Origin of the sequence: Hymenobacter sp. YC55, assembly GCF_029433095.1 — a bacterium.
GTDB lineage: Bacteria > Bacteroidota > Bacteroidia > Cytophagales > Hymenobacteraceae > Hymenobacter.
Genome location: NZ_JARNTX010000001.1, coordinates 1,582,014 through 1,595,959, shown reverse-complemented (window position 1 = coordinate 1,595,959; position 13,946 = coordinate 1,582,014). Strand labels below are relative to the sequence as shown.

8 protein-coding genes are annotated in these 13,946 nt (G+C 53.4%); 4 read left to right on the top strand and 4 right to left on the bottom strand.

Annotated features, from left to right (window positions below; all coding sequences use genetic code 11):
- Positions 1-70: 70 nt before the first annotated feature.
- Together P1X16_RS06825 and P1X16_RS06820 are read right to left on the bottom strand one after the other, a co-directional pair.
- On the bottom strand, positions 71-5,011 hold the full coding sequence (locus P1X16_RS06825) for a cellulose binding domain-containing protein (RefSeq protein ID WP_277227202.1): 4,941 nt from the start codon (positions 5,009-5,011) through the stop codon (positions 71-73).
- Positions 5,012-5,152: 141 nt separating this feature from the next.
- On the bottom strand, positions 5,153-6,394 hold the full coding sequence (locus P1X16_RS06820; RefSeq protein ID WP_277227201.1) for a DNA/RNA non-specific endonuclease: 1,242 nt from the start codon (positions 6,392-6,394) through the stop codon (positions 5,153-5,155).
- 704 nt (positions 6,395-7,098) lie between these two features.
- On the opposite strand from P1X16_RS06820, the gene P1X16_RS06815 reads away from it, so the two are divergent.
- The 3 genes from P1X16_RS06815 to P1X16_RS06805 all read left to right on the top strand — a co-directional run bounded on the left by P1X16_RS06815 (position 7,099) and on the right by P1X16_RS06805 (position 9,189).
- Positions 7,099-7,944, top strand: a complete 846-nt coding sequence (locus P1X16_RS06815) for a hypothetical protein (RefSeq protein WP_277227200.1) — start codon at positions 7,099-7,101, stop codon at positions 7,942-7,944.
- Between the two features lie 23 nt (positions 7,945-7,967).
- Positions 7,968-8,504 (top strand): dCTP deaminase, encoded by a 537-nt coding sequence (dcd, locus tag P1X16_RS06810; RefSeq protein ID WP_277227199.1) that lies wholly within the window; start codon positions 7,968-7,970, stop codon positions 8,502-8,504.
- A 172-nt stretch (positions 8,505-8,676) separates the two neighbouring features.
- The gene (locus P1X16_RS06805) at positions 8,677-9,189 is read left to right on the top strand and encodes a hypothetical protein (protein WP_277227198.1); all 513 of its coding nucleotides are present in this window, start codon (positions 8,677-8,679) and stop codon (positions 9,187-9,189) included.
- A 107-nt stretch (positions 9,190-9,296) separates the two neighbouring features.
- On the opposite strand, the gene gldC is transcribed toward P1X16_RS06805, so the two are convergent.
- The gene (gene gldC, locus P1X16_RS06800) at positions 9,297-9,635 is read right to left on the bottom strand and encodes a gliding motility protein GldC (protein ID WP_277227197.1); all 339 of its coding nucleotides are present in this window, start codon (positions 9,633-9,635) and stop codon (positions 9,297-9,299) included.
- A gap of 129 nt (positions 9,636-9,764) precedes the next feature.
- Positions 9,765-10,889 carry a DNA polymerase III subunit beta gene (gene dnaN / locus P1X16_RS06795; RefSeq protein WP_245124101.1) on the bottom strand — a complete coding sequence of 375 codons (1,125 nt, stop codon included), beginning with the start codon at positions 10,887-10,889 and terminating at the stop codon, positions 9,765-9,767.
- A gap of 707 nt (positions 10,890-11,596) precedes the next feature.
- On the opposite strand from dnaN, the gene P1X16_RS06790 reads away from it, so the two are divergent.
- Entirely contained in the window at positions 11,597-13,909 is a 2,313-nt protein-coding gene (locus P1X16_RS06790; RefSeq protein WP_277227196.1) for a glycoside hydrolase family 3 C-terminal domain-containing protein, read from the top strand.
- Positions 13,910-13,946: the final 37 nt, after the last annotated feature.

The window sequence follows — 13,946 nt, the reverse complement described above, 5'->3', positions numbered from 1 at the left end:
TCTTCTCTGACAGCAAACAAAAAAGCCGGCCCTGTTTGGGGCCGGCTTTTTTGTGATGCTTGAGTTGGGGTTACTGAACCACCAACTTGAGTTGTTGTACCGTGTTGCCGGTGGTGAGGCGGGCCATATACACGCCTGCCGGAGCATTGCCTGCCTGCCACTCCACCTGTACTGCTTGCCCGGCCAGGGCTTTGCCAGTTTGCAAATGCTGGACTAAGCGGCCTTGCATATCGTAAATATCCAGCTGGTAGTTCTGGGCTTGCGCGGCAGTGAAGGTGATGGTGGTACGCCCCGTGAATGGGTTAGGGTAGCTGCTCACCACGCTTCTGGCCGCGGCGCCCGAAGTCGGCTTCATGGCTAATGCCGTAGCATTTTGTCCCCGAGCGCTGGTCTGAGTGGCACCCGTAGGCTCCTGACCGTATACCAGCTGGCCTTGCACGTACGCCGTAATGTGCATGTTTTCGGCTAATGCTCCCGCAGCTACCTGGTACGAGAAGTCGTTGGCTTGATTGAAATCAGACCAGTCGGCTTTGCCTAAGCGGTATTGAATGTTGCCGGTGCTGCTGAGCGGCGAGAAGCTGCCAAGCGCGGCGGCAAAATGCAGTTCGGCGTACGTTTCGGTGCCAGCCTGGCCGAAGGTTATCTGCACATTGTTGGCTCCGAAGTCTGCGTAGTCCAGATACGACTTGAGTTGCTGCGTGCCTTCTGGGCTAAACCAGTACCGCACCGTCAGGTCCTTGTATGCAATGGAGGTGTTGCCTTCGTTGCGCAGTTGTAAGTAGGTACTGATGGTGTTGGAAGTAGCTTTCTTCTCCCGGTTCTGCGACAAAGCCACCAGCTTCGTTACAGATGGCTCCAACGCTGGTTCTACTCCGCCTAACAACTCCCCGTTACGGTACACCGTGATGCGCTCATTCTTCAGATACGTGCTAGTGGCAGCGTAAGAATAGTCGTCGGCCTCGTTGAAGTTGGTTTGCGTCTGCTTGTTGATGCGCGACTGAATAGCACCGGAATTTCCACCGGCCGGCAGCGTGCCAGCCGCGCTAGTGAACGAATATTCCACGTAACCCGCAGCACCCTTTGCTGGCTCAGTAAGGGGTACGTACTGCGCCTTCACTGCGCCGGTGCCCACTTGGGCATAGTCAATTGTGGCTACCATCGTGGCGAAGTCCTCGGCCGTCAGCCAGTAGCGCACGCGCAGCTCCGAATAAGGAATAGCCTGGGTGCTGTTGTTTACCAGTTGCAGATTAGGCTTGATGACGTTGTTTGCCACTACCCCATCGGCATTCTGGTGCAGTACGCTGATGGTCGTTGGGCTTTGCACCGTCACTGGGAAAGTAGCCGAGGTGGTACCGCAGTCGTTGGTAGCCGTGGTTGTAACCGTAGTTGTACCCAAGGGGAAAATATAGGGCGACGTGATAGGCGTTGCAACGCCATTTTTCACAATCGAGTACGTGATGGCTGGAGCTGGCGTACTGCCAGTAGCGGTAGCCACGAAAGCAACCGAAGCACCGCGCAAACCTGCCGTGGCGTTGGTAGCTGGAATGGTAGGCAGGGTGAGCACCGGTACGGTATTCACAGTTACGGTAGCCGAGCCTTTCGGAGCCAGTCCGTCGCAGTTGCCATCCGAAACCGCTACCAGCGTGTAGGTAGTGGTAGCCGTTGGGCTCACCGCCAGCAAATAATCACCGGCACTTGATACGTCAGCGGCATTAATTGTCAGCGCAGTTGAGGTTGTACCGCCATCCGTGGAGTACTTCACAATCCAGGGAGCAATGCCGGTTAGGCGCAGAGCCAGCTTCGTGCTGGTGCCCGCGCAAATGGTTGTAGTGCCGCTCAGCGCCACAGTTGGCAATGCCCGTACCGTCACTTGCTGCGTGTACGTATTGGAGCAGGTGCCTTGCTTGATCGTTAGCTTGGCGGTGTAAGTGCCAGCGGCAGCATACGTATGCGCAATATTCTTGGTAGTGTAATCAACCGTGCCGTCGCTGTTCACGTCCCATGAATAGGTTGCATTGCTTTCTAGTTCTTCGGAAGTATTGGTGAAAGCGGTAGCTGCACCCACACAAACCGTGGTGGCCGTGAAGGCCGCTTTAGGCTCCAAGCAAATAAGTCCGGTCCGCACTACTCGGTAAGAATTGCCTACCCGAATGCCGTCAACTGTCAATTCAGCCGCATTGGCGCTAGCGCCCTGACGCAGAGCAACCGACCCAATATCTGAAGGTGAACTGCCCGTTTCCGTGGCTTCGATTTCGGCAGTAGCTGGCTCGGCATTCAACGCCGGGTTAACAAAGAGCTGCGCTGTGTTACCCGTTTCATCAAACCCGTACTTAATTACTAATAAGTAGGTGGTTTTCAGGTCGTAGTCGATGGTCGAGTACTTAGGCCCAGGGTTGGTGTTATTGCTGAGACCAAACTGGATTTTACCTGCCGCGCCGCTCCGAACGTATACCCGGCCCTTATAAAAGCTGGAGTTGGTGGTAGCGGTGCCCAAGTGAAAGAAATAATCACCGGTTTCTGAAGCGCTAGTTACGTTCACTAAGAGCGAGGCATACACTGGCGTGCGGGCATACACCGGGCTAAACTTTCGGTTCAGGTCTTCGCCGCTGGTTTTCAGCGCTACCGCATTACCGATGTTGCTGGCGCCATAGCTATCATACTTCAGGTCGTTAGTTGTAACCTTGATAGGGCTGGTTCCACCACTGCTGTGTGCGGTCCAATTGTTGGTAGAAGTTAGGTCTGCATCTGCCGTGTAGTTGAAGTTTTCTTCTAGCAGCAGCGCCGCTGGCAGTGCCAATGTGGTTTTGCTTAGCTTGCCAGGTACAGTAGTCAGGTAGTTTTCGGCATACGGCATGTTGTTGTCGTTGTACTCGAAAACGGCAAACGAGTACGCTGTGCTTGGCCGCAGGCCGCTTACCAGTACTGTGTCGCTGGTGCCCGCGTATACCACGTAATTGCCGGTGCCGAGCACTGCTCCTTTGCTGAACACTGTGCTGTCTGCATAAGTGGTAGCATCAACAGGAGTTGCATCTACGGCCCCGCCAATGCGCGCTACCACCAAATGCTTGGCTCCGTTGCCGCCGTTCAAAGCCAACCGGATGGAATTGCTGGTGACTTGGCTAGCTGCCAATGCGGCCGACTGCGTAGGTTCGGTTGCGAGTAGTACTTCTACGGTGGTCAAGGTAAATTCTTCACCGTAAGTTGTTCCAGCGGTGTTGGTGGCATACGCCCGCACATAATAAGTAGTGCCGGGCACCAGCCCCCCAATGGTACTGGCAAACGTTCCTGTTCCAGCACCATCAGCGGTTTTCAACGTACCGAGCACGGGGTTAGGCGTTTTGGCCCACACCACGCCACGAGCCGTAACTGGGCTACCGCCGTCGGGCTCAATGGTGCCACCCGTCGTAACGCTTGTTGACGCAACGTTGGTCAATGCGGCTGTGCTAACCGTAGCGGGGTATACGGGCGCTGTGCTAGCGCCGCTCACGGCTATAGCCTTGTCGGGAAAGCCAGTACTAGTTACCGGAATAGCGGCCTGGTACGTTTGCGCCGCGGTGGGGGCAAAGCGCACCTCAATCGTTGTTGTGTTTACGGTGCCGTTGTTGGGTTGAAGCTGAATAGCGCAGCAAGCAAACGGCTGCGTACCCGTGCGAATTTCAAACCCAGCTGGTGGCGTAACCACTAGCGCTGAAGTCAGACCGGTACCACTAACCGTGAAGCTTTTTGCAGCCGAAGCAGCACCCACTGCGGTACCACCGAAAGCGGGCACAGCTGCCACGGACGTGGTAACTTCTGGCTGTGGCGCCGATACCGTAATGGCAACCGATTCGCTCTTACCAGTGACCGGGCCGCAAGGTGTAGTGGCACTTGCGTTGGCAATTACATAATAGGTACCCGCCGCACCGAAGTCTGCGCCCTTAGGCTGGTAGGTAGCGCCGGTGGCGCTAGCAAGCGTTGTAGTGAAAGGACCAGTAGCACTTGTGCCGTATTGCCAGGTGAAAGTAGAACCCGTAGCGGCCGTGGCGCTCAACGCGGTACCAGAACCCGTTAGGGTAATGTTCTGTGCCGCAGTTGGCGTTACGGTTACCGAATTGGTTGCCGAGCCAAGGTTGACAGTCAGATTAGCGCCGTTGTCGGTACCGTTGATGGCCGCGGATTCATTTATCACGCGCACCCGGTAGCCGGTACCGCTGGCCGTGCTAGACGGAATAGTGGCTGCAATGGGCGAGTTAGTTCCCTCGCCAATAATGGTAGTGCCGGTTGTGAAACTGCCCGAAGCATTGGACAGCTGCGCTTTGAACGTACCCGTAATAGTGCCAGTAGTCGTGTACGCAACGTTGAACGGGCTACTGCCCTCAGCGGAAGTAACACAGAAGGAAGACGACGTGACAGCGCTGGTACTGATTGCAGCAACAGGAACACCACCCGTTGCACTTGAAGTTATCTGAACGTTGTCAACGCTAATCTTTGGTCGGCTACCGCTTGGTGAGTTACTGCTGGCAGTAGGCGTTATATAGAAGCGAATCTTAGCGGCAGGATTGTTATTGAACGCTGCTGGCAAGGCAATATTCGTTAGCTTGCCCGATGAGGCCTCGCCGTTGGTAATAACAACAGTTGTTTGGGGTAAATCGACAAATAGCCCGCCTGAGCCCGTATTGGTTTGTAACTTAAAAGTAGATTGCCGATTGCCGGTTGAGTTGGTAATCTGCGCCCAATCTAAGCTGATAGTACCAGCAGCAACGTCACTAAAATCAAGGTACAGGTCAAAGGCGGTGGCAGTTGCGTTATCACTGCCAACTGCTAATAAAGCAATAGCCGTGCTGCCTACTTTTTGCACTCCTCCAGCCGTACCAGTTACAAAAACCTTGTTCGAGCTAGGCAGTGTAGATGGCACCTGGGGAGAAGCCACTCCAAATCGATTAGCGCCGCTTCCACCGACGAAGTTGTCTCCCCAGTTAGCAATATCGTTGAAGTTCTCCGTGTACGTTCCGCCCGCAAGTGGATAAGGCACTGTCTGTCCCCAGCTTAGCTGAGTAGTGAAAAAGAACAAGCACACTAGGAAGGCCGGCAAGTATCCAAGCTTCCGAGCAGCTTTATAAAACTGTGTCATATAGACGATGATGTCGTTGGGAAAATCTGGAAGGAAGTGGCCTTACAATACCGGGCCGTTGTCAACTTTCGACTCAATGGCATTCTGCACTTCAACTGGCAGGTTCGACAGCAAGTCGTAGCCAGTAGCGGCCTCAATGGCATCAACGGTGGTGCGGTAGGTGCCCCAGTTTGCGTCGATTGCGTTGATGTTGGGCATGTTCACGGCGATGACGCGGGTGTTGGCGTTTACCCGGGCCGCATCGTTGATACCAACTGGCAGAATAACGATAACCTTCCAGCAGTTGGAGGGCACCGTGATGCGGCCATTATCCAATGTCTCGTAGTACCCGTTGGTTGCTCCAATGCCTCCCTTTCCGTAGCTACCGCATACAACGTACATCTCGTTGCCGGGCAAGAAAGTGCGGGTGTAATCTTCTAATTTAGCCCACGGGCCCTGGTTGTTTTTCGACGACTGCGGCATCATGTTCGTCATGAAAAACGTAGCCGAGTTGTTTTCCACCGACGAGGTACGGTCGGCCGAGGGGCAGTTATGGCCCCGGTCAAACCCCGTAACGCTGCCATTGTAGCTGTTGGACTGTACCTGATACCAGCCGGCTGGCAGCGCAGGATCGTTGCGGAAGTCATCTTGCCGATCAGAAGTACCTCGGTCATCCATATCGAGGTGCCAGCTTACCCAGTTGGGCTTGCCTTGGTCACGGTTGTAACCCACCGTAAACTGCGGCTTCACCAGCAAATAGTTGTTGGGGCTATTAACATCTTCTACAGCGCCGCTCGGGTTGCCCAACGCGAGGCTGCTGTTATCGAGGGAAGGCTGCGCCACCCCAAATTCCGTGACGGCAAAATCGTCGATGTTGAGGCGGGCTTTGCCACCGGAAGTTTTGCGAATCTCGAACTTGACGCGACCCGAAATATTAACCGTGAAAGCTGCCGTCTGCAAAACAGAAGAACTCGTCAGTACCGTTGAGCCAACCTTTGTCCACTTGTTGCAGTTGCACGATTCCGACTGAGCGAAAAGCTCCCAGCTGCTGCTCGCATCGGTACCATACACGGCGTGCTGCACGGTTATGGTAGACGCGCCTGTGGGCAGAAAGAACTCCATCGTTAGGCTCCCACCCTGTTGCAAGCGCACGGCCTGAGCTCCGTTTTTGTGGTCGGCTGCCGTGTTGCCTAGCACTGCGTCGTCCAGCGTCCAGCTACCCGTGCTAAGGGCCACCGACCCGTTGGAGTAATCCGGCTTCACGCCTATTTCAAAAGCTTCTTCTGTGTTTTGGGCGAACGGCACTCGCCAGAGAGAAGAATTGTTGATACTTTCCGTGTAAAAGGAAAAGCATGGCAGTAGCAGCAGTAGGCTACTACATCCAAGTAATTTTTTCTTCATTAACAGCACAAATGTTATTTTGAAATCAACTGGAAATTGCAAGCCAAGACCCCTCTGAAGGAACGGGCAACAAAATTAGCTATGCAATATCAAGTGACACTAATAACATTACTGCCTATATAGTTCAGGCAATAAAATAATTTGCTATAATTATTAAAATAGTTTAACACACTTTACATAATACAAATTACATTTATCCAACTAATAACCTGCAAATAGGCCCTTGCTAACAATTTAGTAATAAAAGCCTGGCACTATATATAGGTTTTCTTCGCAGTAGTATTGCTGCTAATACTGATCAAATAGAAAAGATATGCAGCGCTTAGTTTAATGGAATAAACAGCATTATAATTTAACGTGCGTTTAGTATCAAACAATAAAATATTTCACAATTTTCGCTGTCAGTAATTACGCTTAGCAAATTAAGTCTTATATAAATTTAAATTTATCCGCTAGTTTATTTTGCTTCATTACTTAGCTTATTTACACTACTTATTTCCTTGACAAATCGTAGTGTTGAATTCAAACCTAAAAAGCAGCAAATTGACGCTAGCAGTAGATTCCGGGGCAAACAGCGGTTACCTTTGCCGCTAAACTTCCTCGCCTCTATGCCTCGACTTCGACTCTTTCTGCCGCTATTCCTGGTTTTATGGCTTGCAACGCCTAACCTACTCAAGGCCCAGACGGAATCGGCAGCTGCTACCAACAAACGCCTGTTCGACCGTACCGTTGATGAGTTGAATTTCCGAACCATGGAAACCGTGTACGACAAGTCATTTACACGGCGCAAATTTCCTGTCTCGCTACGTACCGCTAAGGCTCGGAAAGAATTCAACGATTTCGACGGCCGCGCTGATTTGCAAAAGCTGTTTCAGAATTATAACGGAGTTTCGGAGCGCTACAAAAACCGCTTCGGCCGCGGCCGCACCGACTTAGCCGAGTTTGAAAAACAGCTGCGCAGTATTTTAGTCGACAAAAACTTCGAGTTCTTTGTTCGGGTGCTGCCCCGCGACGAGCGGGTGTCCCTTATCCGGGGCCTGGAGCGCTTTATTCAGCAGAGCGCTGCTCAGTTCAACGCCTCCGAAGATGCTGCTCCCGATGAGCTAGCTGCCGACGGCGCTGCTGTCCCTCCCGCCGACGTGGACGCTCCCCTAACTACTGAGCCCGAAGAGACGGCTCCCACCGCGGCTACTACCACTACTCCTGCTGTCAGCCCCAGAACGCTTGACAGAGCCGTAGAGCACGACTGGGTGGACTACTTGACCCTAATGCTGTCTGGTGCCTCCGTGCTGCTGCTGCTATTCCTGCTTACCAGCGTTTTGCCCGACCTTCGCAGCCGCCTCGACGTTCTCACCGACGAGCTAGACCGCCAAAAGGGTACTCCTCCTACTATACGCCGCTCTGCCAACGCCTTGCCCGAAGACCGCTACGAAGACGAGGACGAGAACACGTAATACTTCAGCATCCCCTCCCCTTTATGATCCTTACCGACCAGCAAATTCTCGCCGAAATTGAGCGAGGCAACATCGTTATCGAGCCCTATGACCGCACGTGTCTGGGCACCAATTCCTACGATGTGCACCTGGGCCGTTACCTCGCTACCTACCGCGACGCCGTGCTGGATGCCCGCAAACACAACGAGATAGAGCAATTCGAAATTCCGGCCGAAGGCTTCGTGCTGCAACCCGGCGTGCTCTACTTAGGCGTGACGGAGGAGTACACCGAAAGCCACGCCCACGTACCCTTTCTTGAAGGGAAGAGCAGCGTCGGCCGCCTTGGCATCGACATCCACGCAACGGCCGGCAAAGGCGACATTGGCTTCTGCAACCACTGGACCCTGGAAATTAGCGTCTCGATGCCGGTACGGGTCTACCACGGCATGCCAGTGGGCCAGCTCATCTACTTCACCGTGCAAGGCGACGTTGAGACCTTCTACAACCGCAAAGCCAACGCCAAATACAACGACCGCACCGACAGGCCAGTGGAGTCGATGATGTGGAAAAATAGCTTTTAAGAAGTCGTTGGCGAGCTGTAATAGATCAAGCAATTAATTTCTTGAGAAACTCAGCACTTGCCATAAACTCCTTGGCACTGTTTTTCGTTAGGAAGAGACATCCGGCAGCCTACAATTTATCTGTAAGCAGCTGGATGTCTTCTTTTTCAACTTCATATTGATATATCGACCGATGAGAAAGCAACTTGCCCTCGCCTTACTGCTGCTTGCTAGCACACTTAGCATTCAGGCTCAGCAACAGCCATCCCTCGCTCCTGCCGATAAAGCCCAGTCGTCGCGCTCGACCCAAGTACAGGAACGTGCCAAGCGCCTTTCCGACCAAATGGCGCGCGACCTGCGTCTGAACGGCTATCAGTCTACCCGCCTACGGGCCATCAACGAAGATAAGGTTGCCAAGATGGCCGCCATTGAGCAGCGCTACGCTGGCAACAACCAACTCATTACCCAGCAGTGCGACGTAGTTTGCAAAGAGCGAGACAAGGAACTGCAAGCCGTCCTTTCCAACGATCAATACAGTAACTACTACGACTCCCGCTCCGCGTACCGCAAATACGACCGGGACTATGCTTCGCGCACGGCAAACGTGAACTCCAACTTCGTGAAGTCGGTACAAAACCCATCGCCGGCCAGTGGCGGTGCTGTTATTGCCCCGGCCCGTACCCCAGCTCCCAAGCAAACTCGTTAGTAAAACTCTTTCGGTCCTTTACAACAGAAAGCCCCATCAGCAGTGCGCTGATGGGGCTTTCTGTTGCAAGACACTAAGGCTTATGCTACGGAAGCAGCTACTTCAGGCTAGCCTTGCTTTCTCTCCTCTTCGTCGATGTGGTTCATGAGTTCCTTGCACAGGTTGCGCATTTTGGTTGCCATAACCGAGTCGTTGGTGGCCGTCACGATGCTTTCGGCCATGGCGCCCATTGTATCCACGTAAAAGCGCTTCATCTCATCAACGGGCATTTCCTTGGTCCAGAGGTCTATTTTCATGGTACCACGCTCGTCACGGTCCCAAAGGGCAATGTTGATAGCCTTGGCGAAGTGAATATCAGGGCCGGCATCGGTGGCAGTCCAGCTGATGGCCTCGGGCACTTTCTGGTCGTCGAGGGCGATGCTGAAACGAATTTCGGATTTCTTCATGTCGAATGGTTGGAGAGTGAATAGCTACCTGGCAGGTTTCAGCTAGTCGATGGAGTTGCAAAACTACTAAACAGAAAAATGGCCGGCCGCAAGAACGACCAGCCATTTAACAAATCAATAAGTACGCTATTAAACGTAGTTGTTGAGCATTACCGGCATTACCAGCATCAGAATGCTCTCGTTGTCGTCGGCCAGGGTTGGCATCAGCAAGCCCGCACGATTAGGAGTGCTCAATTCCAAGGTGATTTCCTCGGAGTCGATGTTGGACAGCATTTCCTGCAGGAACTTGGCATTGAAGCCGATTTCCATGTCCTCACCGTCGTACTGGCAAGGCAGCTTTTCGTTGGCTTCGTTGCTGAAGTCCAAGTCTTCGGCCGAAACCGTTAGTTCGGACCCGGCCAAGCGCAGGCGCACTTGGTGGGTGGTTTTGTTGGAGTAGATGCTGATGCGCTTCACCGAATTCAGGATTTCCTGACGGCTGATGATGAGCTTGTTGGGGTTGCTCACCGGAATTACGTTTTCGTAATCTGGGTACCGCTCGTCGATCAGGCGGCACACGAGGCGCATCTGGTTGAAGCTGAAGAAAGCATTGGAATTGTTGAACTCCACTTTTACTGGCGTTGCCTCGGAGGGCAAAGCACCTTTCAACAGGTTGAAAGCTTTGCGCGGAATAATCAGGTTGGCGGTCTGGCCAGCGCCTACATCGGAGCGGCGGTAGCGCAGCAAGCGGTGGCCGTCGGTAGCTACAAACGTTACTTGGCTGTCGGCTAACTGCACCAAAATGCCGGTCATGGCGGGGCGCAACTCGTCGGTGCTCACCGCGAAGATGGTTTTGTTGATGGCCCGAGCCAGCGAAGACGATGGTATTTCAATCGGCGTAGACCCTTTTACTACGGGTACACGCGGGAAATCGGTAGCGTTTTCGCCAGCTAGTTTGTAGCGGCCGTTGCTGCTGGCAATTTCAATAGTGTAGGTTTCCTCGTCCAGCGTGAAGGTCACGGGCTGGTCGGGCAGGTTCTTGAGCGTATCGAGCAAAATGCGGGCCGGGGCTGCAATACGGCCTGCTTCGCGGGCTTCTACGGGCAGCTCGGTTATCATGCTGGTCTCTAGGTCAGAGGCCGTAATCGTTAGTTTTCCTTCCTCAATCTCGAAGAGGAAGTTCTCCAGAATCGGCACCACGGGATTGTTCGTGACCACGCCATTGATGCTCTGGAGTTGCTTGAGCAAGGCGGAAGACGAGACGATGAACTTCATACAGAGGCAGGGGTCGAAAGTGTTTGGGGGAAGGGAGACAAAGATAGGTAATAGGGTCTGTTTTTTAGTTTCTTTTCGCAGCAGCACTGCCCATAATACTAGTACAGCCGCCAGGTGACCGAGGATATAGAAACAATTCTCTCCCCCTTCGCAGGCCTGTAGTTATATAACTGCTGCTGATGCCTTTATGCTTATGCAAGCACCTCATCAGCTAAAAGGCGCCCTGCATGTTCGAAAGAATATCTTCAATGGAAAACAAATCCAGTTACGGGTTGCCTTAAGGTATGATATTCCGCATCAGCACACACGCTTTCAAACACTTATAATGCTTCGCGTATACTGCCTTGCTTCTGCGCCACAGCTACGCCTTATTTTCTAAGCATAAACATCAGTTCTTGCTTAACAATGGCGTGTAGAATTCATAGGAAATATAGTAGCTTTCCACTGCAGCAAGACTATTTCAGGTTTTAAACCGGTTGAGTGAGACAAAACACTGCCTTTACCACTATCAGCGTTCCACTACACGGACATCTTTACTGTGCTGATAAACGCAAGTTTGCTTTGTAAAACCCTTTCGCAAAGGTTTACGCCTCACCACCAAGCAACACTACTGTCTTTGAGTTTACTGCTAGGCTAGGCACAGCAACTTCTCTTGAGCAGCAGTGCAAGAAATTAGATTGAAAATTCCCGCACATAAATAATTTCGTATGCTTTCTAAACACCAGTACTACATTCTACTTGCTAGTACCACTGCTTCCTTGCTAACCTCTGGCGCTGGCCTGGCGCAAAGCAAGCCCGCTGGCACCGCCAAGAAGCCAGCTACTCAGCCCAGCCAGACCGCCTCGAAAAACCAGCAGGCTGCGCTTACCACCAACGATGCCAAGATCAATGCCCTCATCAAGAAGATGACCTTGGAAGAGAAGGTAGCCATGATCCACGGCAGTTCTTCGTTTACTTCGGGGGGCGTACAGCGCTTAGGCATTCCCGAGTTTACTTCCTCCGACGGTCCGCACGGGGTACGTCCTGAATTCGGCCGCGACTGGGTTCCCGACAAAGACGCTAATGATGCTGGCACCTATCTGCCTACTGGCAACACCTTGGCTTCCACCTGGAATCCGGCGCTAGGCTACGCGTATGGCCAAGTATTGGGCAGCGAGGCAAAGTTCCGAGGCAAAGACGTAATTCTCGGCCCCGGTATCAACATCATCCGGACGCCGCTCAACGGCCGCAACTTCGAGTACCAAAGCGAAGACCCGTATCTGGTGTCGCGCATGGCGGTGGGCTACATCAAGGGTGTGCAGGATCAAGGCGTATCGGCCTGCGTGAAGCACTACGCGGCCAACAACCAGGAAACCAAGCGCACCACCGTAGATGTGGATATGAGCGAGCGGGCTCTGAATGAAATCTATTTGCCCGGCTTCAAAGCTGCCGTGCAAGAAGCCGGCGTGTACACGCTTATGGGCTCCTACAACAAGTTCCGCGGGCAGTGGGCCACCCACAACGACTACCTGATGAACAAGATTCTGAAGGAGCAGTGGGGCTTTAAGGGCTTCGTAATGAGTGACTGGGGCGCTGTACACAGCACGATGGAGGCCATCAACAACGGCACCGACATGGAAATGGGTACCGACCTGCTGTTGATGAACCAAACCGTGTCGCAAACGGCGGGTGGCCCGGCCAAAAAGGTGGAACTGAGCACTGTATATCCTAAGTTCTTCCTCGGCGACACTGTAGTGACCTTGGTGAAAAGCGGCAAGGTGAAGGAAGAGTTGATTGACGACAAAGTGCGCCGGATTCTGCGCGTGATGTACAAAACCAACATGATGGAGGGAGCCAAGCGCACCCCCGGCGCCTACGCCACCAAAGAACACGCCGCCACCGCTCTTAAAGTGGCCGAGGAGGGTATTGTGCTATTAAAAAACGAAGGCAACATTCTGCCCCTCAACAAGGCTTCTATTAAAACCATTGCCGTTATCGGCGAAAATGCCGATCGGGCCAACTCGATGGGTGGGGGCAGTTCGCAGGTGAAAGCCAAGTATGAAATCACGCCCTTACAAGGCCTGAAAAACGAGCTAGGCAGCGGGGTAACCGTGAATTACGTGCAAGGCTACAAAATAGCCCGCGGCCAAAAGGCCGATGCCGCTATGATTCAGCAAGCCGTTGATGCTGCTTCCAAAGCCGATGTGGCCATAGTGGTAGGCGGCTGGACACACGGCTACAACTACGCCGTATGGGACGACAACGCCTACGACGCCGAAGGTCCTGACAAACCCGACATGAACATGCCCTTCGGCCAAGACGAACTCGTGCAAGCCGTGCTAAAGGCCAACCCCAACACCGTAGTGGTGCTAATGGGCGGCGGCCCAATTGATGTATCGGCGTGGGAAAAGCAGGCCAAGGGCATTGTGGAAGCGTGGTACCCCGGCATGGAGGGCGGCAATGCCATTGCCAAAGTGCTGCTCGGTACCGTCAACCCCTCAGGCAAGCTGCCTATGACCTTTCCCGTGAAGTTGGCCGATTCACCAGCCCACAAAATCGGCAACTACCCCACCGACAACCCCTCCGACCCCAACGCCGTGGTGGAGCACTACAAGGACGACATCTTTGTGGGCTACCGCTACTTCGACACCTATAAAGTGGCGCCACAGTACGCCTTCGGCCACGGTCTGAGCTACACCACCTTCAAGTACGATAACCTGACCGTGACGCCCGGCCAAAAAAGCGCCACTGTCAAGTTCACCGTCACGAATACCGGTAAAGTAGCGGGCGCCGAGGTGGCGCAGGTGTACGTGCACGACGACCAGGCCAGCGTGAAGCGCCCCGAAAAGGAGCTCAAAGGCTTCCAGAAAGTGTTTCTTAAGCCCGGCGAGTCCAAGACCGTCACCCTGACCCTTGATACCAACGCCTTTCAGTTTTACGACGAAGCGAAGAAAGCATGGGTCCTAGAACCCGGCAAGTTCGGCGTGCTCGTCGGCGGTTCCTCTCGCGACATCCGCCTCACGGGCAACGTGACGCTGTAACGGAAGCTACTAGGGTTAAAAAGCCCGTCAACTACGG

Bases quoted from the DNA above. Each gene is read 5' to 3' on its own strand.
- dnaN (WP_245124101.1), bottom strand. From the start codon at position 10,889: ATGAAGTTCATCGTCTCGTCTTCCGCCTTGCTCAAGCAACTCCAGAGC.
- gldC (WP_277227197.1), bottom strand. From the start codon at position 9,635: ATGAAGAAATCCGAAATTCGTTTCAGCATCGCCCTCGACGACCAGAAA.
- P1X16_RS06815 (WP_277227200.1), top strand. From the start codon at position 7,099: ATGCCTCGACTTCGACTCTTTCTGCCGCTATTCCTGGTTTTATGGCTT.
- P1X16_RS06790 (WP_277227196.1), top strand. From the start codon at position 11,597: ATGCTTTCTAAACACCAGTACTACATTCTACTTGCTAGTACCACTGCT.
- dcd (WP_277227199.1), top strand. From the start codon at position 7,968: ATGATCCTTACCGACCAGCAAATTCTCGCCGAAATTGAGCGAGGCAAC.
- P1X16_RS06805 (WP_277227198.1), top strand. From the start codon at position 8,677: ATGAGAAAGCAACTTGCCCTCGCCTTACTGCTGCTTGCTAGCACACTT.